Source organism: Streptomyces sp. NPDC002566, assembly GCF_042889585.1.
Classification (GTDB): Bacteria; Actinomycetota; Actinomycetes; order Streptomycetales; family Streptomycetaceae; genus Streptomyces.
The window spans coordinates 182,478-203,915 of sequence record NZ_JBIARD010000007.1 but is presented as its reverse complement, the minus strand read 5'-3'; the positions used below and the strand labels follow the sequence as shown (position 1 = coordinate 203,915).

22 protein-coding genes are annotated in these 21,438 nt (G+C 71.6%); 10 read left to right on the top strand and 12 right to left on the bottom strand.

All coding sequences use genetic code 11. The annotated features are described in order from the left end of the window. Positions 1-227 precede the first annotated feature (227 nt). Complete coding sequence (gene ppk2 / locus ACFYXA_RS27750) at positions 228-1,238, top strand: polyphosphate kinase 2 (protein WP_352245705.1); 1,011 nt, start codon at positions 228-230, stop codon at positions 1,236-1,238. Between the two features lie 56 nt (positions 1,239-1,294). On the opposite strand, the gene ACFYXA_RS27745 is transcribed toward ppk2, so the two are convergent. Then, positions 1,295-2,380: a right-handed parallel beta-helix repeat-containing protein gene (locus tag ACFYXA_RS27745; RefSeq protein ID WP_389037703.1), complete on the bottom strand. Its 1,086-nt coding sequence runs from the start codon at positions 2,378-2,380 to the stop codon at positions 1,295-1,297. Positions 2,381-2,683: 303 nt separating this feature from the next. Between ACFYXA_RS27745 and ACFYXA_RS27740 the strand changes: the two genes are divergently transcribed. Further along, entirely contained in the window at positions 2,684-4,048 is a 1,365-nt protein-coding gene (locus tag ACFYXA_RS27740) for a helix-turn-helix domain-containing protein (RefSeq protein ID WP_389037700.1), read from the top strand. A 33-nt stretch (positions 4,049-4,081) separates the two neighbouring features. On the opposite strand, the gene ACFYXA_RS27735 is transcribed toward ACFYXA_RS27740, so the two are convergent. Both ACFYXA_RS27735 and ACFYXA_RS27730 read right to left on the bottom strand, forming a co-directional pair. Further along, on the bottom strand, positions 4,082-4,735 hold the full coding sequence (locus ACFYXA_RS27735) for a hypothetical protein (protein WP_389037697.1): 654 nt from the start codon (positions 4,733-4,735) through the stop codon (positions 4,082-4,084). Positions 4,736-4,968: 233 nt separating this feature from the next. Further along, entirely contained in the window at positions 4,969-5,595 is a 627-nt protein-coding gene (locus ACFYXA_RS27730) for an NAD(P)H-binding protein (protein ID WP_352245701.1), read from the bottom strand. Between the two features lie 261 nt (positions 5,596-5,856). Here ACFYXA_RS27730 and ACFYXA_RS27725 point away from each other — a divergent pair, with 261 nt between their 5' ends. Then, the gene (locus ACFYXA_RS27725; protein ID WP_389037692.1) at positions 5,857-6,462 is read left to right on the top strand and encodes a lytic transglycosylase domain-containing protein; all 606 of its coding nucleotides are present in this window, start codon (positions 5,857-5,859) and stop codon (positions 6,460-6,462) included. A gap of 213 nt (positions 6,463-6,675) precedes the next feature. Continuing rightward, positions 6,676-7,665, top strand: a complete 990-nt coding sequence (locus ACFYXA_RS27720) for an aldo/keto reductase (protein WP_352245699.1) — start codon at positions 6,676-6,678, stop codon at positions 7,663-7,665. Positions 7,666-7,694: 29 nt separating this feature from the next. On the opposite strand, the gene ACFYXA_RS27715 is transcribed toward ACFYXA_RS27720, so the two are convergent. After that, positions 7,695-8,357, bottom strand: a complete 663-nt coding sequence (locus ACFYXA_RS27715; protein WP_389037687.1) for a hypothetical protein — start codon at positions 8,355-8,357, stop codon at positions 7,695-7,697. A gap of 254 nt (positions 8,358-8,611) precedes the next feature. Here ACFYXA_RS27715 and ACFYXA_RS27710 point away from each other — a divergent pair, with 254 nt between their 5' ends. Then, entirely contained in the window at positions 8,612-8,995 is a 384-nt protein-coding gene (locus tag ACFYXA_RS27710) for a hypothetical protein (RefSeq protein WP_351093877.1), read from the top strand. 67 nt (positions 8,996-9,062) lie between these two features. Here ACFYXA_RS27710 and ACFYXA_RS27705 read toward each other — a convergent pair whose 3' ends face one another. The 5 genes from ACFYXA_RS27705 to ACFYXA_RS27685 all read right to left on the bottom strand — a co-directional run bounded on the left by ACFYXA_RS27705 (position 9,063) and on the right by ACFYXA_RS27685 (position 13,340). Next, the gene (locus ACFYXA_RS27705) at positions 9,063-10,334 is read right to left on the bottom strand and encodes a hypothetical protein (RefSeq protein ID WP_389037683.1); all 1,272 of its coding nucleotides are present in this window, start codon (positions 10,332-10,334) and stop codon (positions 9,063-9,065) included. Further along, positions 10,331-11,563 carry a glycosyltransferase gene (locus ACFYXA_RS27700; RefSeq protein ID WP_389037680.1) on the bottom strand — a complete coding sequence of 411 codons (1,233 nt, stop codon included), beginning with the start codon at positions 11,561-11,563 and terminating at the stop codon, positions 10,331-10,333. Before ACFYXA_RS27700 ends, ACFYXA_RS27705 begins: the two co-directional genes overlap by 4 nt. Positions 11,564-11,674: 111 nt before the next feature. Beyond that, positions 11,675-12,181, bottom strand: coding sequence for a hypothetical protein (locus tag ACFYXA_RS27695; protein ID WP_389037677.1), 507 nt, complete (start codon positions 12,179-12,181; stop codon positions 11,675-11,677). Positions 12,182-12,191: 10 nt separating this feature from the next. After that, entirely contained in the window at positions 12,192-12,698 is a 507-nt protein-coding gene (locus ACFYXA_RS27690) for a SigE family RNA polymerase sigma factor (RefSeq protein WP_351093870.1), read from the bottom strand. A gap of 192 nt (positions 12,699-12,890) precedes the next feature. Next, positions 12,891-13,340, bottom strand: coding sequence for a spore-associated protein (locus tag ACFYXA_RS27685; protein ID WP_389037674.1), 450 nt, complete (start codon positions 13,338-13,340; stop codon positions 12,891-12,893). Between the two features lie 184 nt (positions 13,341-13,524). Here ACFYXA_RS27685 and ACFYXA_RS27680 point away from each other — a divergent pair, with 184 nt between their 5' ends. Beyond that, positions 13,525-14,415 carry a glycerophosphodiester phosphodiesterase gene (locus ACFYXA_RS27680; RefSeq protein WP_389037671.1) on the top strand — a complete coding sequence of 297 codons (891 nt, stop codon included), beginning with the start codon at positions 13,525-13,527 and terminating at the stop codon, positions 14,413-14,415. A gap of 17 nt (positions 14,416-14,432) precedes the next feature. Here ACFYXA_RS27680 and ACFYXA_RS27675 read toward each other — a convergent pair whose 3' ends face one another. Continuing rightward, positions 14,433-14,957 carry a GtrA family protein gene (locus tag ACFYXA_RS27675; RefSeq protein ID WP_389037668.1) on the bottom strand — a complete coding sequence of 175 codons (525 nt, stop codon included), beginning with the start codon at positions 14,955-14,957 and terminating at the stop codon, positions 14,433-14,435. 206 nt (positions 14,958-15,163) lie between these two features. Further along, entirely contained in the window at positions 15,164-16,093 is a 930-nt protein-coding gene (locus tag ACFYXA_RS27670) for a LysR family transcriptional regulator (RefSeq protein ID WP_352245691.1), read from the bottom strand. Positions 16,094-16,188: 95 nt separating this feature from the next. Here ACFYXA_RS27670 and ACFYXA_RS27665 point away from each other — a divergent pair, with 95 nt between their 5' ends. Beyond that, entirely contained in the window at positions 16,189-17,346 is a 1,158-nt protein-coding gene (locus tag ACFYXA_RS27665) for a nuclear transport factor 2 family protein (RefSeq protein ID WP_389037665.1), read from the top strand. A 128-nt stretch (positions 17,347-17,474) separates the two neighbouring features. Further along, the gene (locus tag ACFYXA_RS27660) at positions 17,475-17,645 is read left to right on the top strand and encodes a hydrophobic protein (RefSeq protein ID WP_351093860.1); all 171 of its coding nucleotides are present in this window, start codon (positions 17,475-17,477) and stop codon (positions 17,643-17,645) included. Positions 17,646-17,867: 222 nt separating this feature from the next. Here the strand turns inward: ACFYXA_RS27660 and ACFYXA_RS27655 are convergent, their stop codons facing one another. Next, on the bottom strand, positions 17,868-19,544 hold the full coding sequence (locus tag ACFYXA_RS27655) for a hypothetical protein (protein WP_389037661.1): 1,677 nt from the start codon (positions 19,542-19,544) through the stop codon (positions 17,868-17,870). A 633-nt stretch (positions 19,545-20,177) separates the two neighbouring features. Between ACFYXA_RS27655 and ACFYXA_RS27650 the strand changes: the two genes are divergently transcribed. Beyond that, entirely contained in the window at positions 20,178-20,900 is a 723-nt protein-coding gene (locus tag ACFYXA_RS27650) for a VOC family protein (protein WP_389037658.1), read from the top strand. Positions 20,901-21,029: 129 nt separating this feature from the next. After that, positions 21,030-21,395 carry a gas vesicle structural protein GvpA gene (locus tag ACFYXA_RS27645; RefSeq protein WP_352245687.1) on the top strand — a complete coding sequence of 122 codons (366 nt, stop codon included), beginning with the start codon at positions 21,030-21,032 and terminating at the stop codon, positions 21,393-21,395. Positions 21,396-21,438 lie beyond the last annotated feature (43 nt).

Here is a 21,438-nt window from a genome sequence, read left to right as displayed (position 1 = left end):
TTCCGCAGCCGCGACCACGGCGATACCGGTCTCACCCGGGCAAAACGGTCGTCCATCGGCCCTTTCTAGCATTGCTCCCCCCTTACAGTCACGGGTCGCCTGGTCGAGAGGCCCCGCCCACCGGACGCGCACCGCCTCCCTCGCCACAACAGTCACACCGGTCACACGGGAGGCGGCCATGGGAGCCGGCGCGCCATAGACCTGAGCGGTACGGGTAGTCGGGCGGCGTGGACGATCGTGAGTTGGAGCGGCCCGAAGCCGAGGACCTGCTGTCGGGGCTGAGCGTGGACGACCGCCGGCCGGAGCAGCCCGTGCTCCTGGACTCCTCCGGGGCGCCGATCCGTACCTGGCAGGAGAACTATCCCTATGACCACAAGATCGGGCGGGCCGAGTACGAGAGGACCAAGCGGTTCCTCCAGATCGAGCTGCTCAAGCTGCAGAGCTGGGTGAAGGACACCGGCGCCCGCCTGGTGGTGATCTGCGAGGGCCGGGACGCGGCCGGAAAGGGCGGCACCATCCAGCGGTTCACCGAGCGGCTCAACCCCCGTGGGGCGCGGATCGTCGCCCTGGACAAGCCGACCGAGCGGGAGACGGGACAGTGGTACTTCCAGCGGTACGTCGCCCATCTGCCGGCGCCCGGTGAGATCGTCTTCTTCGACCGGTCCTGGTACAACCGCGCCGGCGTCGAGAAGGTGATGGGCTTCTGCACCGACGAGCAGTACGACCTGTTCCTGCGGCAGTGCCCGTCCTTCGAGGCGATGCTCGTGGAGGACGGGATCCTGCTGGTGAAGTTCTGGTTCTCCGTCTCCCGGGCCGAACAGCGCACCCGCTTCGCCATCCGCCAGGTCGACCCCGTACGGCAGTGGAAGCTCTCGCCCACCGACCTCGCCTCCCTGGACCTGTGGGACGCGTACACCACCGCCAAGGTCGCGATGTTCCGCGCGACCGACACCGAACGCGCGCCGTGGACGGTGGTCAAGAGCAACGACAAGCGCCGCGGCCGCCTGGAGGCGATGCGCAGCCTGCTGTGGCGCATCGACTACGACGGCAAGGACGAGGACGCCGTCGGCCGCCCCGACCCCCTCATCGTCGGCAACGCCGACACCCTCCTGGAGGCGGGCGAGGAACCCACCGACCTCTCACCCACCCCTCTGGCCGGCCTGCCCCTCGGCCCCGGCCTGCACCCCCGCACACGGGCCCGCACATCGGAGCCGCACCCTGACGACGAGACCGGCTGACGACGCGGGTGACACGGCGGAGGGGCCCGGCCGGCCTCCTCCGCCGGTCCGCTGTCTCACCCTGCGCAGCCGCCGACGGCGCCGGCCGGGGCGCAGTTGTCGGGGATGTTGCCGTTGACGCGCGTGGCCAGCAGGTTGACCGTGCCGCCGGCCAGGAAGACGCCGCCGCCCTGGCGGTCCGCCCGGTTGCCGGTGACCCGCGCGGCGACGAGCTGGGAAGTGCCGGTCTGGTTGTAGAGGCCGCCACCGTCGACGTGGGCGGTGTTGCCGGTCAGCGACGTGGCGAGCAGGCGCACCGCGCTGCCGAAGTTGGCGACGCCGCCTCCGTACGAGGCGGCCGTGTTGCCGCTGATCACACCGCCGTTGACGGTCAGCGGCCCGATGGCGGCGAAGACGCCGCCGCCCTCGAAGGCGCCGGCCGTGTTGCCGCGGACGGAGGCCCAGTTGAGCACCGTCGTCCCGTTGGAGGCCACCCCTCCGCCGGTCGCGGTCGCGGTGTTGGCGTCGACGGCGCCGCCGTTGACGGTCAGCCTTCCGGAGGTGTCGACGTGGACGCCGCCGCCGTCGGAGGCGGTGTTCTGGGTGACGGTGCTGCCGGAGAGGTACGCGGCGCCGCCGGACGCCACCTCGATGCCGCCGCCCGCCAATGACGCCGTGTTGCCGGTGACACGGCCGGCGTTGAGCCGGAGGACTCCCTGCGTGAGGACGCCGCCGCCGTCGACGGCGGGGGAGGAGGTGGCGCTGCCGTTGGACAAGGTGATCCCGTTGAGCGTGAGGGTTCCCTGCGGGGCGACCTCGGCTATCCGGAACGCGGTCGCCGAGGCCCGGGTGATGGTCGCGGCGCCGACCGCGGTGAGGGTCACCTTCCCAGTGATCACGGGGAGACCGTCGGCTCCGTTGGGACCGGCGGCGACTGCGGGAGCGAGGAGCCGGTACTCGCAGCCCGACGCCAGGACGACTGTCCCGTACCCACGGGAGTTGGCGTCGTTGATCTGCCTGATCAGCTCGCCGACGTCACCGCACGGCACCACCGCGGCGTGGGCCCGCGGGCTCGCGGCGGCGGCCGCTGGGGCGATCCCCGCGACGGACGAGCTCAGCAGTGCGGCCAGGAGCAGGACAGGCGTCTTCTTCACGGTCAGCACCGGTTCTCCCTCGGTTCGGCTGTGGGACGGCAATCTCCTGAGCCGGATGAGTGGCGGGAACTGCCGCCCCGACAGTCCAACCTGACCCCGAACGCTCCGCCATCCGGTGAACCCCAGACGGGTGAGGGCCTGCGTCCGTCCGGCGCCGGCGGACACCCGAGCCCGGGGCACGGCGTCGGCCGGACACCCGGGCCGGGCGCGACGACGGCTCTCCCCGCCCGCCGTGGGAACCATCCCCGCCCGTCCGACGTGCAGGGACATGAGGGCCTGTGACACGGGATCACGGGCGGACGAGGGAGAACGGTGCCGACTCACCACGACGTCGAGGAGTTCGCGGCGCTGCTGCGCCGGCTGAAGGACCGCACGGACCGGAGCTACGGCTCCCTGGCCCGCCGCCTCAACATGAACACCTCCACCCTGCACCGGTACTGCGCGGGCGAGGCGGTGCCGCAGGACTTCGCGCCCGTGGAACGGCTCGCGGCCTTCTGCGAAGCGACACCGCAGGAGCGGCTCGAACTGCACCGCCTGTGGCTGTCCGCGGCGGCGGCCCGCCAGCGAGCCCGTACGGCCGACGCACCGGAGCCGGAGCCGGAGCCTGCGCCCAAGCCCGAAGTGAACACGCCCGACGGAGCCCCCGACGGAGCCCCCGACGGGAAGACCGGCCCCGAGAAGACCGGCCCCGAGAAGACCGGCCCCGAGGGGCAGCCAGGGAGCGCCCCCGCCCTCCGTCCCTGGTACCGCAGCCGGCGCGCCCTGGCGTCCACCGCCGTCGTCTGTGCGCTGCTCGCCGCTGCCGGCGGCATCTCCGCACTGGCGGACCACGGCTCCTCCGCGGCGGGCGCCTCCCCCTCGGCGGGCCCGAGGACGACCACCGCCGGCGCACCCCACCGCGCGACGCACCCGTCCGCCGCCTCACCCTCACCGTCACCGTCCGGCAGCCCCGTGTCGCGGGGCACCCGCCACCAGGCCCCCACCGCGTCGGCCTCGGGCGGTGCCCCCTCGTCGGCCGGGGAACCGGCCGGGCAGCCGGCCGCCGCCCTGCCCCTCACCTGGAGCGTCGACTCGCTGGTCTGGGACAAGGGCTGCGACCACGACTACGTCATCGGCAAGCCGCCCGCGCAGGTGCCTCCGCCGCCGGTGCAGCAGGACGCCGGGGTGTGGGCGGCGACCCAGAGCGCGGTGCACGGACGGCAGACGAAGGTGCAGATCTCGGTGCAGGGACGGTCGTCAGCGGCCGTGGTCCTGCACGCGCTCCGCGTCCGCGTCGTGAGTCGAGGCGCCCCGGTCACCGGCAACGCGTACTCCATGAGCCAGGGCTGCGGCAGCGACATCACGCCACGCCGCTTCGCCGTGAACCTCGACGCCGACCGCCCCGTCGCCCGCCCGGAGGACGGCGCCGACAGGGGCGTGACCGTCCCGGCCGTACGCTTCCCGTACCGAGTCTCCGCCGAGGACCCGGAGGTCCTGCTCGTCGACGGGACGACACAGGCGTACGACGCCCGCTGGTACCTCGAACTCGACTGGTCCTCCCAGGGCCGCACCGGCACGATCCGCATCGACGACCACGGCCGCCCGTTCCACACCACCAGCATCAAGGGACTGCCGCACTACTGGTACGGCACGAACAACGCCGAGGAGCGAGCCTGGGTCCCGACCGAAAGCCAGTGACGCCGGGGTCGACGGAGCGTCGGGAGCGCCGGCTCACGCCGCCCACTGGTCGCAGTACTCGATGTGAACCTCCCGGGCATTGCCGAGGGTGCCGTCGTTCGAGTGCAACTCGGTGCAGAAGTGCTGGGAGCCCGGGTGCGCTTCGATGTACCCCGGCCCCTTGCGGGCGATGTCGAGGAAGTGCCCGACGGTCGCCCGGAACACCTGTGCGCTGCCGGTCATGAACAGTGTCTCGGCGTGCAGGTGCTGGTGGAACAGGTCGCGGTTCTCCCGGTGGTGACGTGCCGCGTGGTCCACCCGCGTGAGGTCGTCCGGCTCGGCCACGGGAAGGCTCGCAGTCTGCGGGCGCCCGGGGCCGATACGGCCTCGCACCTGCTTCCATCGCGAGGGGGCGAACTGCAGTGAATGGTGCAGGAGTACGAGGTCGAGCCGCGAGCCCATGCCGTCCGGCACTGCCCCGTCCGGCGGACGGTTGGCTCGTATGGGCACGTGGACCAGCGAGCGCGGCGAGCGTGCGGCGAGCATCCACAGTCCGGCGATGTCCCGGGCGGCGTCCTGATCCAGGTAGGCGTTCAGGTACCGGTCGCGGTCGACGAGCAGGGCACGGGTCAACGGCCGTGCAGGCCGGACGACTCTGAACTCCTCGGCGCCCAAGCGGGCCCGGTGCACTACGACTTGCAGCTTCATGGTCTCTCCGTTGCGGCGCGGCGCGGCGATGGATGCAGGCCGGCCGGGCCGGTGACGGTAAGCATGACCCCGCTGCCGAGCGTGGACACCGTAACCGCCGGCCGGGGGCGACGGCACGTCAATTCCGATGCGCAGACGACCAGTCGGCGGGCACGGGCCGCCGCCCCGCAGACGCCGGCGTCATGCTCCGAGCGTCGCGCGGATGGCCGCGGCCCGTCATGGTCATGGAGGGCTCAGTCCGTGAGGACGGCGTTCCGGCGGATCCACTCGGAGCCGTGGGCCGCCTTGTACAGGAAGTCGGCGACGTCCGCCCGGCTGATCCTCGGCATGCCCTTCATCGCGAGACGCTCGCCGGCCCGGTACGCGCCCCTGGCCGGCCCCTTGGTCAGCATGGTCGGGTAGACGAGCGTCCAGTCCAGGCCGCTGGAGCGGATCGTCTCCTCGGCGAGCACCTTGTTCGCGTAGATGTCGCGCAGGAGCGTGCTGTACATGACCTTCTGCACGGGACTGGCCGATCGGTAGGTGTCTCCGACGCCGAACGAGGACAGCCACACGAGGCGCGACACGCCCTCCGCCTCGGCCGCACGGACCACGGCCGCAGCGGCCCGGGTGAACAGGTCGTCGGCGCGCAGGGACGTGCCCCTGCCGAGGGCCGAGACGACGGCGTCCTGCCCGGCCGTCGCCGCCACGACGTCGGCGTACGAGGTGGCGTCCCCGGCGACCACCCGGACCCGGTCCGCGACGTCGTCCAGCGCCTGCGGCCGGCGGGCCAGGACGGTGACCGCGTCACCGCCTGCGACGGCCAGGTCGACGACATGGCGGCCGGTGGGGCCGGTCGCCCCGAGGATCAAGAGCTTCATGGAATATGCGTCCTTCGTCCGGGAGACAGGGAGCGAGCGGGTGTTCACCCGAGGCCGACCAGGGCCCCGGCAGGGGCCTGACGCCGGCGGCGGCCGGATTCTCCTCCACCCGCGGCGGAGGAGCCCGCGCCCAGGATGGCCGGGGCGCGGGGGAGAAGCCAGGCGGCCGGCGGAATGAGGACCGGCCCGCAGGGGCACGCGGACCTCGGAACACCGGGCGTCCCGCCGTCTCGGGCGGCGGCGGAGGAGAGGGAAGTGCGGATGGAGCAGTGGTCGTCCACGACGACGTCGAAGCAGCGGTCGCGACCGGAGGACCACGGCGGTGCCCCCACACCGCCGTTGCGGCCGGCCGGCTACGACCCGGCGGACTACGCCGCCTGCGTGGTGCGCAGCGCCGAGGAAGCCGGAGTGACGCCCCTGCTCGTGATGACCGTGCTCCACAACGAGGCCTACAAGCCCCACCACCCGCTGCTGGAGCGGCTGTGGCAGTGGTGGAAGCCCGAGGCGTCCTTCGGGGTGGCGAACATGCACCGGGCGACGTTCGAGCAGGTCCGGCGGACCCACGGCCTTTCGGAGCAGTGGCAGGACCTTCGCGACGATCCCGCTCTCGCCGTCCGCGCGGCGGCCCTGCACCTGGGGGACCTCGACCGGAGCCTCCCGGAGCGGCACGTACGCCGCTGCACCCGCGACGAGCTCCTCGCCCTCGGCTACAACGCCGGCGAGCGCAACATGCGGGCCTTCGCCCGGGGCGTCCCGCCGGGCCCCATGGCACAGGCGTACCTGCGCCGCTTCCGTACGAACCGGAGCCGGGCCGCCGAGGCCCTCGCGCATCCCGGCACACCCGGTGACACCGCGGCCGCCGGCTGAGCCGCGCGGCGGCGGACGGCTCGGCTCTCCCGGAGCATCACCGGCCGCAGTGGCTTGCGTTGGAGCGCGCTCCAACACGTAGCGTCGCGGACATCGCGGCGCGCAGCCTCTCACAGGATGCCGGACGGTGGGATCCGTCGCTGAATGGATGAGGGGCTTCGCGGCGTCCACACGAAGCCACGAGTACGAACATGCAGGGAAAGGCTGGGACACATGCAGAAGCGCAGTCTGCGGGAGCTCCGGGTATCGGCCATCGGCCTGGGGTGCATGGGCATGTCCGCCTTCTACGGATCCGCCGACGAGAAGGAGGGGATCGCGACCATCCGCCATGCCCTCGACCTGGGGGTGAACTTCCTCGACACCGCGCAGATGTACGGGCCGCTCACCAACGAGTCCCTCGTCGGCGAGGCGATCCGGGGGCACCGCGACGAGTACGTGATCGCGACGAAGTTCAACTACCGGATGGACGACGCCGTCCCCGGCGACATCAGCACGGTCGGCCCGCAGGACGGCTCGGCCGAGCACGTCCGCAGCTCGGTCCACGGCTCCCTCGAACGACTGGGCACCGACCACATCGACCTGTACTACCAGCACCGGGTCGACCCGAACGTGCCCATCGAGGAGACCGTCGGCGCGCTGGCCGAGCTGGTCGCCGAGGGCAAGGTGGGCCACATCGGCCTCAGCGAGGCGAGCGCGCAGACCATCCGGCGCGCCCACGCCGTGCACCCGATCACCGCGGTGCAGAGCGAGTACTCGCTCTGGTCGCGGGACGTGGAGGCCGAAGTGCTCCCGGCCTGCCGTGAGTTGGGCATCGGCTTCGTGCCGTACTCGCCGCTCGGCCGCGGCTTCCTCGCGGGTCGCTTCACCTCTCCGGACGAGCTGGACGCGAACGACTGGCGCCGCGAGAACCCGCGCTTCAAGGAAGCCAACCTTGAGGCGAACCAGCGGCTGGCGGCCAAGGTGAAGGAGATCGCCGCCGAGAAGGACGTGACGCCGGCCCAGTTGGCCATCGCCTGGGTGCTCGCCCAGGGCGAGAACCTGGTGCCCATCCCGGGCACCAAGCGCCGCACCTACCTGGAGCAGAACGCCGCCGCCGTCGACATCACACTCACCAAGGACGACCTGGCCCGCATCGACGCGGAACTGCCCGAGGCCGCGGGGGACCGGTACGACGAGGCCGGGATGCGGTCCCTGAACCAGTAGTACCGCAGTACGCCAGGGGCGACGGCGACCTACGTCCTCCGCTCGCCGCGGGGTGCGCCGTACCAGCGCCACTTGCTCGGACGCGGCCGGCCGGGCAGCTCGGCGCGACCGGTGGCCCACAGGAGGGTGGTCCACCGGTCGGTGTCGGCCGGGGCGTCGGGGAAGAGCCTCGCCAGCACGCGGTCGCACAGGTCGGCGGGCGGCGTCCACCGCAGGTTCAGGCCCTCGGCCACGTCGTGGACGTGCACCAGCGTCTCGACGACGCCCATCGCGGCGAAACCCTCGGGGTCGGCCGTACCGAAGACATGGTGTGCCCGGACCGTGGGCGCGGTGGTCCGGACGATCGCGGTCAGCAACGCACCGCTGGCGTCCAGGACTTGGAGCAGACCGGCCGGCCCCGCATCCCGGTCGGCGAAGACCGCGTTCGCCGGCCCGCCGGGCCTCTTCCGGCTCCACGCGAAGGGGACATCGGTGTCCGACGGCGGCCTGGCCGGGCCCAGTTGCACGGCGTAGGAGAACAGATCGTCGGCGAGGTGCTCGACCGTCTCCCAGCAGTCCCACTCCAGGGAACCCGCCTTGGCGCTCCAGTCCAGAGCGTCAGCCCCGCGCAGAGCGGCGATCGCCAGGCGTACGGCGTGCTCGACATCGTCCGCGGTGACGGGACCGCTCGGTGATTCCTGTGCTGCAACCATGGCGGGACGGTATCAATGACCGTCCGCCGGCAGGGGGTTGGGTCTTTCGAGCTGACGAGCCTGTCCCGGCCGCCCGGGGGAGCACGCCGAGCGCGCGTGGCGTCCCCGAACCCGGGCGTGAGCGCCCTCTGTGCCCCGTGTTCGCCCCATCGTGGCGTTTGGCCCGATTTATCGCCCGGTGTCCGATCGGCGTCACCACGATGGTCGTCGAGAGCTCCGCTTCCCCGGAGCCCACGGCAGGAGAGGACATTCCTATGCGAGGCAAGCAGGCGATCGGCGCGGGCGTTCTGGCCCTGGCTCTGGTGTCGGGAGCGGGCTTCGCCGCTCAGGCCACCGCCGGCCAGAGCGGCGGCACCAGCCGGGCGGCGGCGGCCGAAGCGCCGGCGCGGGCCGCCTCCGTGGCCGGCTACCAGATCGTCAAGCTCCCCAACGCCAACGTCCCCAACTTCCAGCGTCGGACCGTCTACTGCCCGGCGGGCAAGGTGGTCGTCGGCGGCGGCGCCGAAGCCCAGGGCAACGGCGCGATCCTGGTCGGCAGCTTCCCCACCGATGACGGACGCGGCTGGATCGGGCTGGGCCGGCAGGACGGCTACTCCACCGTCGGCATCAGCGTGTACGCGATCTGCGCCAGTGTCTGACCACTGAATCCTGACGCAGGGGTGGCTTCCGCCGGCGGAAGCCACCCCTGCCGCGTCGGTTCCGGGCTTACGGGACGCCCAGCTCGAAGAGCGCGTATCCCGCATACGAGCCGGACGCCACCGCCGTGATGCCGAGCAGTGTCATCAGGGTGGGCAGCCCGAGGCGGCGCAACGTGAGCGCCGGCGGGATGAAGAGGGGGAAGGCGGGGAGCAGGTAGCGCGAGACGTTGCCGAAGATCTGCCGGCTGCCGAGAGCGAGGACGATGGTGAGGAGCGTGTAGACGACCAGGACGGCCGGAGGCCGCAGACGGATCAGGAGCGGGAGGAGAAGCACGGCCAGCAGGACGACCAGCACCCCGATGACGTCCTCGAAGGGGGCCGCGAAGACATAGTCGTGGCGGCCCACCGCGACGGAGGTCACCACGTCGAGGGTGTGCGCCCCGTAGTCGAAGGTGTGCCCCCACGCCCCGGTCTGGAGGACGAAGTAGCCGCGGAGGTCGCCCATGCGGTTGCCGACCCACAGCAGGTAGCCGACGAGGCCGAGCGGTGCGGTCAGTATCGCGGTCCACAGGCGGGCGAAGTCCTCGCGGCGGCGGTGCAACGCCATCAGCCCGGCCACCGTGAGGGCGGCGACGATCGCGACGGCGGTGGGGCGGTTGAGGCCGGCGCTGAAGGCGAGGACGCCCGCCGTCAGCCATCGGTCACTCATCACGGCGTGGCAGGTCCACACGGCGAGGGCGACGTAGAGGGACTCCGAGTACGCCGACCACTCCGTGCCCGAGCCGGGCCACACCGCCCACAGCCCGGCGGCGGCCAGCCCGGCCCGCTCGCCGCCGAACCGCGCGGTGACCGTGTGGATCCCGGCGGCGGCGGCGAAGGAGGCGACGACCGAGACCAGCATGCCGGACCCGTACAGGCCGAGGCCCGTGCACTCGGAGACCACCCGCATCACCGCCGGGTACAGCGGGAAGAACGCCGCCGAGTTGCCTTCGAGGGTGATCAGTCCCTCGGCGTCGGGCACCGGCACGAGGGCGGGGTCGTACCCGTGAGCGGCGATCTGCTGGTACCACCAGCCGTCCCAGCTCGCCAGCACGTCCCAGGCGTGGGCCCCGCCGCCGAAGCGCGGGTGCTTCGCCCGGAAGTCCCCGGCCGAGTCCAGCAGGTACATGAACACCGAGAAGCCGATGAGTTTGAGCACGCCGTACACGGCGAGCACGGGACCGTAGCGCACGACCGCACGGCGCAGTCCCGGAAGCCGGCCGTCATCCGGAGCATCGCGGGGCGCCGGCGAGTCGCCGGGGACACCGGCGCCGACCCCTTGCGTCAAGGTGTCGCTCATGCGGCAGCGGCCCCCCGCCCACGACGGCGGACCGGGAACACCCAGGCCCGGAAGAGCAGGAAACGCAGCAGCGTCGCGGCCAGGCCGGCGGCGAGGAGCACCCCGATCTCCGTGGCCCGCCCGGGACTCGGCGCCACACGGTGCAGTACGGCGAGGCATCCGCTGGTCAGGGCCAGGCCCACGACGAAGATCAGCAACCCCTTGGCCTGGTGGCCGACCGCACCCCCGCGGCCGCGCAGAGCGAACGTGAACCGCCGGTTCGCGGCCGTGTTGGCGACCGCGCACGCCAGCAGCGCCAGCGCGTTGGCGGCCTGAGGCGTCGTCGTCGCGCACAACGCCGCGTACAGCGACACGTAGCCGACGGTGCTCACCGCGCCGACCACGCCGAAACGCAGCAGCTGTCCGCTCAGACCGCCGTGCGCCCCGTCGGGGTCGTCCCGGCGCAGCCCGGCCGTGGGGAGCGAGCCACGGGCCAGCTCCCGGCCGATCCGGGCGATGCCGCGCAGATCGGCCAGGGCCGTGGCGAGGACGTCGACCCTGCTGTCGGGGTCGTCCACCCAGTCCACCGGCACCTCGTGGATACGCAGCCCCGCCCGCTCCGCTATCACCAGCAGTTCGGTGTCGAAGAACCACTGCGAGTCCTTCACCAGGGGCAGCAGCCGCTCGGCGACGTCACGCCGGACGGCTTTGAAACCGCACTGCGCGTCCGAGAAACCCACGCCCAGCGTCGACCGCAACAGGACGTTGTAGCAACGGGAGATGACCTCCCTCTTGGCGCCTCGGACCACCCGTGAGCCAGGGACCAGGCGGGTGCCGACCGCGATGTCGGAGTGGCCGGAGATCAGCGGGGCGACCAGCGGGAGCAGCGCCGTCAGCTCGGTCGACAGATCCACGTCGACGTAGGCGAGCACCGGCGCCCGCGAGCCCGACCATGCCGCGTGCAGCGCCCCGCCCCGCCCTTTCTCCGCCAGCCGCAGCCACTGCGCCTCGGGCAGCTCGGCGGTCAGCCGGGCCGCGATGCGGGGAGTGTCGTCGGTGCTGGCGTTGTCCGCGATGGTGATGCGGAACGGGTACGGGAACGTCTCACGCAGGTGGCCGTGCAGCCGCCGCACGCTCCGCTCCAGGCACGCCTGCTCGTTGTACACCGGGACGACCACATCGAGGACGGGCTGCCCGTGGTGTGCCGCCACAGGTGTGCGGAGCGGGAGCTGATTCACGAGGGTTGTCATGGAACATCCGTTTCAGTGATCTGTCTCAGGGCATGCCAGGGGCGCCCGCGGCGGTACCGGGCCGGGCAGAGGCCCGGGAGTAGTCGGCGGGCAGGAGTCAGGAGGTGCCGGTCAGCGGTCGCCGGAACCCGGAGAGGCGAGCGCCGACGTGGGCGGGGGGCTCGTCGAGGCGCCCGTGTGCGACGGCAGCGTGGTCGCGAGCGACGTCGTGTCCGGGAGGTGCGTGACCGGGCCGCCGCCCGGCGGGGACGTGAGGGACGCGTCAGCGGATTCCCCGGCGGTGGCGGTGGCGAGCCCGTCGGGAAGGGAGGACGCGGGCGCGCTCGGGGACGCGTCCGGTGTCCGTGTCGGAGTCGCGCTCGGTGAGGCCGGGCTCGACACGGGCCGTGGCCGTGGAGCCTGCGGCCGGTTCTCGGCCGGGTCGTCGTGGGGCAGCAGCAGGAAGCCGAGACCGAGTCCGGCGACGACGAGCGCGCAGCCGACGGTCCGCCGCGCCACGCGGGTCCGGTGCCGGGCCCGGACACCGGACCGGAGGCGATCACGGTGCCGGGGCTCGAACGGGACGTACTCCTGGGAATCGCGCATCAGTTGCGCCAACTCCCGTTCGAAGTGATCCATGACCTCCCTCTCACTCCACCGACTCGACGGCCTCGGCCAGGATCCGACGCAGTCGCGCCACGCCGCGTGACGCATGGGACCGAGCCGTGCCGACGGGGCACCCCAGCACCTGTGCGACCTGTTTCTCGGACAGGTCCTGGTAGTAGCGCAGGACCACCACGGCCCGCTGTCTGGGCGGCAGTTGGGCCAGGGCGTCCTCCAGTCGCGAGCGCTCCGCGACGGCGGCGGACGCGTCGCCCGCCTCGGCCCGGTCGGGCAGATGCTCGACCGGTTGCTCACCCCACCACCGCCGGCGCGCCGAACGGGCCGCCGCTCGCGCCAGAATCTTGCGCACGTACGCCTCCGGCGCCTCCTCGGCGACCCGGGGCCACACGAACCAGAGCTTGACCAAGGCCTCTTGGAGGAGGTCCTCGGCGCGGTGCCGGTCGCCTCCCACGAAGAGCAGGGCGAGGTGGAACAGCGCCGACCAGCGGGCAGCCACGAACCCGTCGAACGCCTCCGCCCGGCTCTGCCCCATTCGCACCGTCCCCGTTCCAACGAGCTCTTCACACTTGAAAGAAGACGATGGCCCCCTCGCCGCGATGCACCTCGCCTTGGTGATCTGGATCACCCGGCACGCGATGCGGGTTCCACGCACCGCGGCGGCGCGCGCTCGACGCGACGCCGCCCTCCCACCGGCTCTCGCGCGGTGGAAGGGCGGCGGGGCGGGTCAGCGGACGGAGGTGGTCCGGTGCTCCTTCAGCGAACCGCAGTTGGACTGGGTCACCGTCACATGGGTGTTGGCGATGGCGCCGCCCCAGTCGACGCAGTGGCCCTTGCCGATGACGTAGGAGGGCCCCGCGTACGAGGTGTACTGACCGTAGTCGTCGTCGCCCTCGTTGGTCGCGACGACGTAGATCCACGCGGACATGTTCACGGCGGCACCGGGGTTGTTGCGGATGGTGACGACGCAGTTGTTGCCGTTGGCCGCGTTGTAGGTGAGGTAGACGGTGCCCAGCGAGCCGACGGGAGCGGAGTTGACGGTCTTGTAGCCGCTGCCGCAGACCTTCTGCGGGGTGGTGTTGGGCGCGGCCGAGGCGGGCGCCGCCAGGGCGGTGGTCGCCCCGAGCGACAGAGCGGCAAGTGCCGCTGCGCCCAGCATGGAGTGAGTGAAGCGCATATTTCCCCCTTGTGTGCTTAGGAGTTGGTTGCTCCTGTCCTTGTGTGACAGACGGGGCCTTCGGATGGTTGCGCCGCAATCACCGGTATTTCTCGCGGCGGACGCACGCGACTGACACGTAGGTCATCATGACCTCCACACTCACAGTCGCCCCGCACCTCGTCACCCGATGCCAGGAGTACGCATGCACGCCCGCGCAGTCGCCGCCACCGCGCTCTTGGGGACCGCCCTCACGCTGTCCCTTCCCGCCCTCGACGCCCAGGCGGCCACCCGGGGCGTGCCCACGCCCGCACGTACCCTGCCCGCGATCATCGCCCACCGAGGCGCCTCCACCCAGGCCCCGGAGAACACCCTCGCCGCCATCGACAAGGCGGCCTCACTGGGCGTCAAGTGGGTGGAGAACGACGTCCAGCGCACGAAGGACGGCGCCCTCGTGGTCATTCACGACGGCACCCTGAGCCGTACGACCGACGTCGAGCAGGTCTTCCCCAAGCGGGCCCCGTGGAACGTGAAGGACTTCACCGCCGCGGAGATCGCCCGCCTGGACGCGGGCAGTTGGTTCGGCCGCGCCTACACGGGTGCACGCGTGCCGACGCTGAAGCAGTACCTCGACCGCGTCGAGCACAACCACCAGAAGCTGCTCCTGGAGATCAAGAACCCCGAGCAGTACCCGGGGATCGAGCGGCAGACCCTCTCCGTGCTGGGCGCCGCGGGCTGGCTCGACGCCCAGCATCTGACCGACCGGCTGATCGTGCAGAACTTCAGCGCGGACAGCCTGCGCATCGTCCACGACCTGAAGCCGGCGATCCGGACCGGGCTGCTCGGCGCCCCGCCGGTCGAGGAACTGCCGGCCTACGCGCGGTTCACCGATCTGATCAACCCCTCGCACGGCTCGGTGTCGCACGGCTACGTCTCGGCGGTGCACAGCGTCACCGGACCGCACGGCAAGCCGATGGAGGTCTACGTCTGGACCGTCGACGACGCGGCCGTGGCGCGGACGATGCGCGCGTACGGGGTCAACGGCATCATCACCAACAAGCCCGACGTGGTGCGACGGGCGCTCTACTGGTACTGAGTCCGCGGCCCGTTGGGTCAGGCGGTGCGGCAGAGCACCGCCGGGCCCGTCGGCGCCGCGTCCCGGACCGCCACCGTGTGGACGGCGGGGAGGACACGGGAGTCCGCTGCCGGCTGCGGCCGACGGCGCGCGAAGACGACGAGGCGCAGAACGACGAAGCGAGCACCGCCGGCGAGCGCGGAGGCGGAGAGGTAGACGACCTGATCCAGCACCGCATCGGGCGTCTCGACCACCTGCCGCAGGACCAGCATCGCCAGGCAGGTCACCGCGTACGCGGCCGCAGCGGACCCGGCTGACTGCGCATGCTGTCGCAAGGTCGCGCGCCCGCCCCCGCTGAAGGTGAAGCGGGCGTGCAGCTCGGTCGCGAGGAGCGTGGAGGCCACGGTCACCAGGGCATTGGCCAGAACCCAGGGGAGGCGCGCGGAGAGGGCCGCCACGGCGAAGCTGGACGCGAGCCCCACGCCGCCACCGCACAGCACGAACCGGACGAAGGCGCCCGACGCCGCGGGTTCCGCCCGCCGCCGGTCTGACGCTGTCCCCATGTTCCCCGACCCCCTCGACCCGTGCCGCTTTCCGTCGATGGAAACGCTACGTTGCGTTCATGAAAGTGGCAACGCAATTATTGCGATGGTTCAAGGTTTCTGCAGCTAGACACCACTAAATCGTTGCAATGGATGTAGATGTAACGCAACAGGCGTGCCCTGCTTGTTGCAATATCGACCGGCCAGGTTCCGGCGCGGAGGACGGCTCAGACGCCTTGCTCGTCCGGCCGGTGAGCAGTCGGGACCATACGGGCCGGAGCGAAGGCCGCGGCGAGCCGGTCGATGAGAGTCGCCGCAGAGGGGTGCGGATCGCGGCGCGCCGTGATCGTGTAGATGCCCCGGGTCGGGGGATCGACGAGGGCCGCAGTGGTGACGTCCGGGCGCAGCGCGGGCGTCAGCACCCCGGGGATCAGCGCGATGGCGTGCCCCGTGGCGACCAGCGCGAGTTTGCCGAGCAGATCGGCCGCGGTGAGGTCGATGCGGGCGCTGACCCCGGCGCGGGCCGCGTGCTGGCGCAGCAGCGCTGCCGAGCCGTCGTTGTCCTCGGCCCAGGTCTCGTCGGCCAGCGTCCGCATGTGCACCGGGCCTCGCCCGGCCTGCGCATGGCCGACCGGCAGTACGACGACCATCTCGTCCAGCCCGAGGTGGCGTCGGTCGACGCGCGGGTCGTCGGGCAGGCCCGGCGGTGCGTCGGTGACGACGGCGATGTCGAGATCGCCGGCGACCACGCGATGGTGCAGCTGCCCGCTCAGGCCGGGCAGCAGGCTCCACCGCAGGGAACCCGCACCCTCCAGAAGGCCCCGGATTGCTTCGGGGACGATGCCCGCGGCCAGGGAAGGTGTCGCCCCGACCGCCAGCGGCCGGTCGAACGCCCCGTCACGGGCGTCCCGCGCGGCGCGAACGGCGCGATCGGCCTCGTTCAGCGTGGCCACGGCGTGGCGCCGGAACACCTCACCGGCCGGCGTCGGACGGACACCGCGCGCGTGACGCTCCATCAAAGACACGCCGAGCTGCCGCTCCAGCCCCGCGATCTGCCGGGAGACCGCCGACTGCGTGTGATGGAGCTCGGCGGCGGCCGCGGACAACGACCCGAGCCGGCACACCGTCACGAACGTCCGCCACACGGTCAGTTCCACCGGTTCATTATGTCCTGCCGGTATGCGAGCACCGCAGGGCTGCCCTGCGAAGCCTGCGCTTGTCGCAACCGACGCCGTGCACCACCGTGAGGCGCATGACCACACCGCACACCGTCGCCGTCCTCGGCTTGGGGCGCATGGGCGCCGCGATCGCCGGACGGCTCATGGCCCAGGACCAGGACGTAGTCGGCTGGACGCGCTCAGGACGCACGCCCGGTGACGTCAGGACGACCGGCGCTCCCGACGAGGCCGTGGCGAAGGCCGATCTCGTCATCCTGGCGCTGTTCGACGGCCCGGCCTGCCGACAGGTCCTGGACGACGTCCGTGCCTCGCTGCGTGCCGACACCGTCGTGCTGAACACCAGCACCGTCGCCCCCGCCGAGGCAGCGGAGCTCGCCCGAACACTGGGCGCCTCCTACATCCACGCGCCCGTTCTCGGATCGGTGCCCGCGGTCGCCGCCGGAACCCTGCGGATACTCGCCGCCGCAGACCGAGAGGCGTTCGACCGCGCCCGGCCGGTGCTGGAGGCGCTGGGCACGGTGCGGCGGGTCGACGACGCCTCCACGGCCGCCGCGCTCAAACTGATCGCCAACAACAGCCTCGCCGGCGCCGTCCTCGCACTGCGGGACTCACTACGGCAGGCCGACGCCCTCGGCCTGCCCCGCGCCGAGGTGCTGGACGTCCTCGAACTCGGTCAACTCGGCGGACTCGTCGCGCGGAAACGCCCCTTCCTCACCGGCCAAGTGGCTCCCGGAACAGCCCACTTCACCGTCGGAGCGCTGACCAAGGACATGGCGCTGCTGGCCGCCGCGTCCCACACCCCTCTGCGCAGCGCGGCCGGCCTGGCCGACTCCCATGTCGACCCCGAAGCCGACATCGCCGTCGCCGCCACGGTCCCCGCCGTCGAAGACGCCGTGCTCGAACCCCTGCGCGCCTACGTCCGCGGACACGCCACCGGCGACCCCGCCCACTTCCGCGACGCCTTCCTGCCCACCGCCCACATCGAGGGAATCCGGAACGGCGCCTTCGTCTCATGGCGTCTGGACGACTACTGCGCCCTCTTCGAGGGGCGGCCCGCCCCGGACGAACCTGGTCGCCGGCGCCGTATCGACGCCGTCGACGTCCACGGCACCGTCGCGACCGCCACCATGACGCTCACGCACGGGCCGGACACGTTCACCGACGTGTTCCTGCTGGCCCGCGCCGACGACGGCTGGCGTATCGCCAACAAGGCGTACCACCGACACTCTTGATATCGCGTCAGGTGAGCGTTCGATGGAGAAGCAGAAACCGGTTCCCGGAAGAGCGGTGAAGAAACCCGCGAATTGCTCTGTGTGTTCCTGCATTCGCCGGGCATCCGGAGCAACGGAGGTTGATAACTATGGTTCCCCTGCTTCTCGTTCTTCTGCTGGCCCTGGTCCTCTTCGGCGCGGGATTCGCGCTGAAGGCACTGTGGTGGGTCGCCGTCATCGTGCTGGCCGTCTGGCTGCTCGGCTTCGTCATGCGCAGCGCGGACACCGGTGGCCGCCGGGGCCGCTGGTACCGCTGGTGACCCACCGAACGACAACAGGCCTGTGGGCCCCGGGAGACCACCCGGGGCCCACAGGCCTGTTCCGCATCAGGACAACCCACCGGACAAACGGTGTAACCACCACCCTCCCGGGCACCAGACCATGTAGCTGGGGCCCGGTGCAGCAGCGGAACCTGCGCCTCCAACCACCGGACCCCAGCCCACCCGCCGGAGGCGAGGTCTCACGGACCCCGGGGAGCGGGGTCACGAGGTGAGGCGGTGCACGGTGATGGGGACCGAGGTGCGGTTCCCGGTGCCGTCGATGCCGAAGCGCCCGGTGGCCGCGGGGACGGCGCCGCCGGTGAGGGCGTAGAGGTGGTTGCGGACGTCGTAGCGGTTGGGGTGGGGAGTGGTGGCGTCGGTGGCGTTGCGGACCGCGGTGACGGCGGTGAGGACGGCGTCGTGGGCGAGGACGGGCCAGTAGCCGCGGGTGGCGTGGTCGGCGGGGAACCGCTGCCCGTGGTGGTCGCCGGCGAAAGCCTGGAGGAACCTGTCGTACAGGTCGTGGTCGCTGTTGCCGGAGCCGCGCAGTGCCGCGGTGGAGGGCAGCGAGGCGTACAGGACGGTGATCGGCGCTTCGCCCTGCTGGTTCATGCTGGTGAGGGTCCTGGGGTCCAGGGCGGCGGTGTCGGACCCCGCGACGACGGTGATCGGCAGACGGTGGCAGCTGCGTCGGCTGAGGGCCTTCAGGAAGTCGGGCAGGTACTTCTCGCGGGCCGCGAAGTAGACGGTGTCGACGGGACGTTGAGTGTTGCAGATGTTCTGGCCGATGGCGGCCAGGATCGAGTCGGCTCCGCCACGGGGGTCGAAGAAGAAGTCCGCGGTGGGGTCCAGGTGCTTCTTGAGTCCGCTGACGGTCCGGAAGTCCTGGTAGAGGGATTCGGTGTAGAAGTCGGTGGTGCCGTTCGGGGTGACGTCGGTGCGCACCAGTGCCGCGGTGCGGGTGTCGCCGTCCAGTTCCTTGCCGAGCGCCTTGAGCTGAGCCGCGTTGGTCAGGGTGACGCGGACCAGCCCGTTGATCGGCTTCGGTGCGGCCGTGCCGGCGTCGATGGCGCCGGTGGTGTCGAACCCGTCGGCGGTGATCAGGTCGGCGACCATGGGGATGCCCTTCGCGCTCAGCGCGCGGGCGGCGTCGACGGACTCCTGCTGACTCAACCCCATGCCGGCGACGCCGACCAGGTTCTTCACCCCGCTCAGCGCGTCGACGGTGCTCTTCCAGCGCAGTTCGCCACTGCCCATGTTGGCCAGGACCAGGCGGATCTTCAACGGGCTGTCGCCCGCGTTGGCCTGTTCGACGGCCGTGTACGCTCCCTCGACCTCCCCGACGAACTGGTCCTGCGTGAGGTCCTTGGCCTTGCCCGTGGAGGTCAGCGGCGCCAGGAAGGCGAGGGTGACGTATCGGCCGCCGCGCGTCGCCTCGGCGTTCTCCGCTGCGATGGCCGTCAGCACCGGCTGCAGAGCGGAGCCGAACACGCGGGGACCGTCGCCGCCGTCGGTCACCCCCGTGCACTCCCCGCCGGTCCCCGTCACCAGCGCCCGGTTCGTCGTCCCGCAGTGCGCCGCACGGAACTCCTCCCCTTCCCCGTGCGGCACGCCGCGCTGGTCCCGCCAGTACCAGACGCCCCCGCCGGCGCCCGCGGCCAGCGCGAGAGCCACGCAGACCGCGACGGCGGCCCGATGCCGCGCCGGCCGGCCCCGGCGCGCCTTCCACCACCCGCCGTCGTCCTTCGCCGGGGCGGATGCGGGCGCAGACGCAGGCGTGGGAGCCGGCGGGGCGTCCGGAACGGTGGGCGAGTGCGCCGCCGACGCGTCAGAGCTGGTCCGTGCCTGTGCCGGCACGGTGTCGGCGGCGGCGAGGTGAGCTGCCGACGGAGTGCCCACGACAGGAGGCGACGAAGGCCGGCCGGGAGCCTCGACCGGGGGAGTCGTATCACTGCCGCCGGGACCCGGGGCCGCCACGGCGGGTTCCCGCCGGCTCTCCCGCAGCCCGTCGGGCGTCTGATCTTCCGCCATCACACACCTCCCGCGGCATACAGGGACTGTGCCGGAGACTCCGGCAGCCCTCGTCTGACACGAGCGCTGTACAGGTTCAGCATGAACGAATTCCTGTCTTCCTGGGCGCGGCGCTGAAAAGACCGCCCGAGAGCCTCATGGCCGATCGCCGTCCGAAGGACGAATCGGAAGGGAAGGCTCAACCGAATCAGGATTCCGCCTCACGCTCACCGGCTGACAGGTAGTGCGATTTATTTCCGAACTCTCCGAACCACGCCGCATCGTGATCGCCGCCGTATCCGCAAAATGCACGGACGGAGCCACCGACGGACATGACCGAGCCGGACCACGCGATACGAGCCACCTCCGCCCCCGCGGCCGTGCAAGAGCAAGAAGTCACGGCCCGCCCGGTCACGCCCGCCCGAAACTCGGATGCCGCGCCGGCACACCCGCCCCTATGCTGCGCCCACGACAAGGGTGAGACGCCGTACGACCCGTCACCGAATCGGAGAGGCGCGGAGTATGACCAGTCAGCTGTTCGCGATCTGCTTCAACGCGACCCGGCCCTCGGACCTGGCGCGGTTCTGGTCCGGAGTCCTGGACTGGGAGTTGGCCGACGGACCGGACGACGACATCGCGATCCTGCCCCCTGACCCCGCCGGATTCCGCATCCTCTTCCTGCCGAGCCAGGAACCGAAGACCGGCCAGAACCGAGCGCACTTCGACCTCACCAGCACCTCCGCGGAGGACCAGCGGCGGACGGTGGCCAGGGCCCTGGAACTGGGTGGGAAGCACATCGACGTGGGCCAACTCCCGGAAGAGGGACATGTGGTGCTCGCCGACCCGGACGGCAACGAGTTCTGCGTCATCGAGGCGGGCAACAACTTCCTCGCCGACACCGGCACCATCGGGGCGCTGGCCTGCGACGGTACGCAGGAGGTCGGATACTTCTGGAGCGAGGTGCTGCGGTGGCCGCTGGTGTGGGACCAGGACCAGGAGACAGCGATCCAGTCGCCGAACGGCGGCACGAAGATCACATGGGGTGGTCCCCCCGTAGCGCCCAAGTGGGGCCCGAACAGACTGCACTTCGAGCTGGCGCTTCCCATTGACGCCGACCGGGAGGCTGAGATCGACCGCCTGATCTCGCTCGGAGCGAAGCGCACCGGCACCGGGGAGGCCGGCGACGGCCGCCTGCGGCTCCTCGACCCGGACGGCAACGAGTTCTCCGTACGCGTCCCCCGATAGCGCCCCCGTCGGGCCCGCACACCCGTTTGGCCGCAGGTGCCGGGGTAACTAGCACCTGCAAGCCCGCGTCGCAGCGAGGAACTGCGCCGCCGAGGCGAGCGGACACGGATGATGACAAGGGGCCGGGCGATGACCGTGGCGAGACAGCAGGGCGGCGGGGGCGGTTCCAGTGGTCTCTACGACGTACTGGAACTCATACTCGACCGTGGGCTGGTGATCGACGCGTACGTGCGGGTCTCCCTCATCGGCATCGAGATACTCAAGATCGATGTACGGGTCGTGGTCGCCAGCGTCGACACCTATCTCCGCTTCGCCGAAGCGTGCAACCGCCTCGACCTGGAGGCAGGACCGCGCAAGCCCGCCGGGCTCACGGACCTCACGGGCCGGCTCACCGAGTCCGGCGCCCACGGCAAGACCAAGGGAGTCCTGTCCGGCGCCGCGGAGGCCATCTCCGACGCCTTCCACCAGGCCCGCGACGAAAGCCGGGACCGCTGACGAGTGGTTCCGATGTGATCGGTGGTCGAAAGCGATGAGCGAG

What these genes read in the sequence shown, in the direction of transcription:
- ACFYXA_RS27665 (WP_389037665.1), top strand. Translation starts at nt 16,189, where the DNA reads ATGACCACACCGCACACCGTCGCCGTCCTCGGCTTGGGGCGCATGGGC.
- ACFYXA_RS27705 (WP_389037683.1), bottom strand. Translation starts at nt 10,334, where the DNA reads ATGAGCGACACCTTGACGCAAGGGGTCGGCGCCGGTGTCCCCGGCGAC.
- ACFYXA_RS27660 (WP_351093860.1), top strand. Translation starts at nt 17,475, where the DNA reads ATGGTTCCCCTGCTTCTCGTTCTTCTGCTGGCCCTGGTCCTCTTCGGC.
- ACFYXA_RS27735 (WP_389037697.1), bottom strand. Translation starts at nt 4,735, where the DNA reads ATGAAGCTGCAAGTCGTAGTGCACCGGGCCCGCTTGGGCGCCGAGGAG.
- ACFYXA_RS27690 (WP_351093870.1), bottom strand. Translation starts at nt 12,698, where the DNA reads ATGGGGCAGAGCCGGGCGGAGGCGTTCGACGGGTTCGTGGCTGCCCGC.
- ACFYXA_RS27715 (WP_389037687.1), bottom strand. Translation starts at nt 8,357, where the DNA reads ATGGTTGCAGCACAGGAATCACCGAGCGGTCCCGTCACCGCGGACGAT.
- ACFYXA_RS27650 (WP_389037658.1), top strand. Translation starts at nt 20,178, where the DNA reads ATGACCAGTCAGCTGTTCGCGATCTGCTTCAACGCGACCCGGCCCTCG.
- ACFYXA_RS27710 (WP_351093877.1), top strand. Translation starts at nt 8,612, where the DNA reads ATGCGAGGCAAGCAGGCGATCGGCGCGGGCGTTCTGGCCCTGGCTCTG.
- ACFYXA_RS27645 (WP_352245687.1), top strand. Translation starts at nt 21,030, where the DNA reads ATGACCGTGGCGAGACAGCAGGGCGGCGGGGGCGGTTCCAGTGGTCTC.
- ACFYXA_RS27675 (WP_389037668.1), bottom strand. Translation starts at nt 14,957, where the DNA reads ATGGGGACAGCGTCAGACCGGCGGCGGGCGGAACCCGCGGCGTCGGGC.
- ACFYXA_RS27685 (WP_389037674.1), bottom strand. Translation starts at nt 13,340, where the DNA reads ATGCGCTTCACTCACTCCATGCTGGGCGCAGCGGCACTTGCCGCTCTG.
- ACFYXA_RS27695 (WP_389037677.1), bottom strand. Translation starts at nt 12,181, where the DNA reads ATGGATCACTTCGAACGGGAGTTGGCGCAACTGATGCGCGATTCCCAG.
- ACFYXA_RS27730 (WP_352245701.1), bottom strand. Translation starts at nt 5,595, where the DNA reads ATGAAGCTCTTGATCCTCGGGGCGACCGGCCCCACCGGCCGCCATGTC.
- ACFYXA_RS27725 (WP_389037692.1), top strand. Translation starts at nt 5,857, where the DNA reads ATGGAGCAGTGGTCGTCCACGACGACGTCGAAGCAGCGGTCGCGACCG.
- ACFYXA_RS27680 (WP_389037671.1), top strand. Translation starts at nt 13,525, where the DNA reads ATGCACGCCCGCGCAGTCGCCGCCACCGCGCTCTTGGGGACCGCCCTC.
- ACFYXA_RS27700 (WP_389037680.1), bottom strand. Translation starts at nt 11,563, where the DNA reads ATGACAACCCTCGTGAATCAGCTCCCGCTCCGCACACCTGTGGCGGCA.
- ACFYXA_RS27720 (WP_352245699.1), top strand. Translation starts at nt 6,676, where the DNA reads ATGCAGAAGCGCAGTCTGCGGGAGCTCCGGGTATCGGCCATCGGCCTG.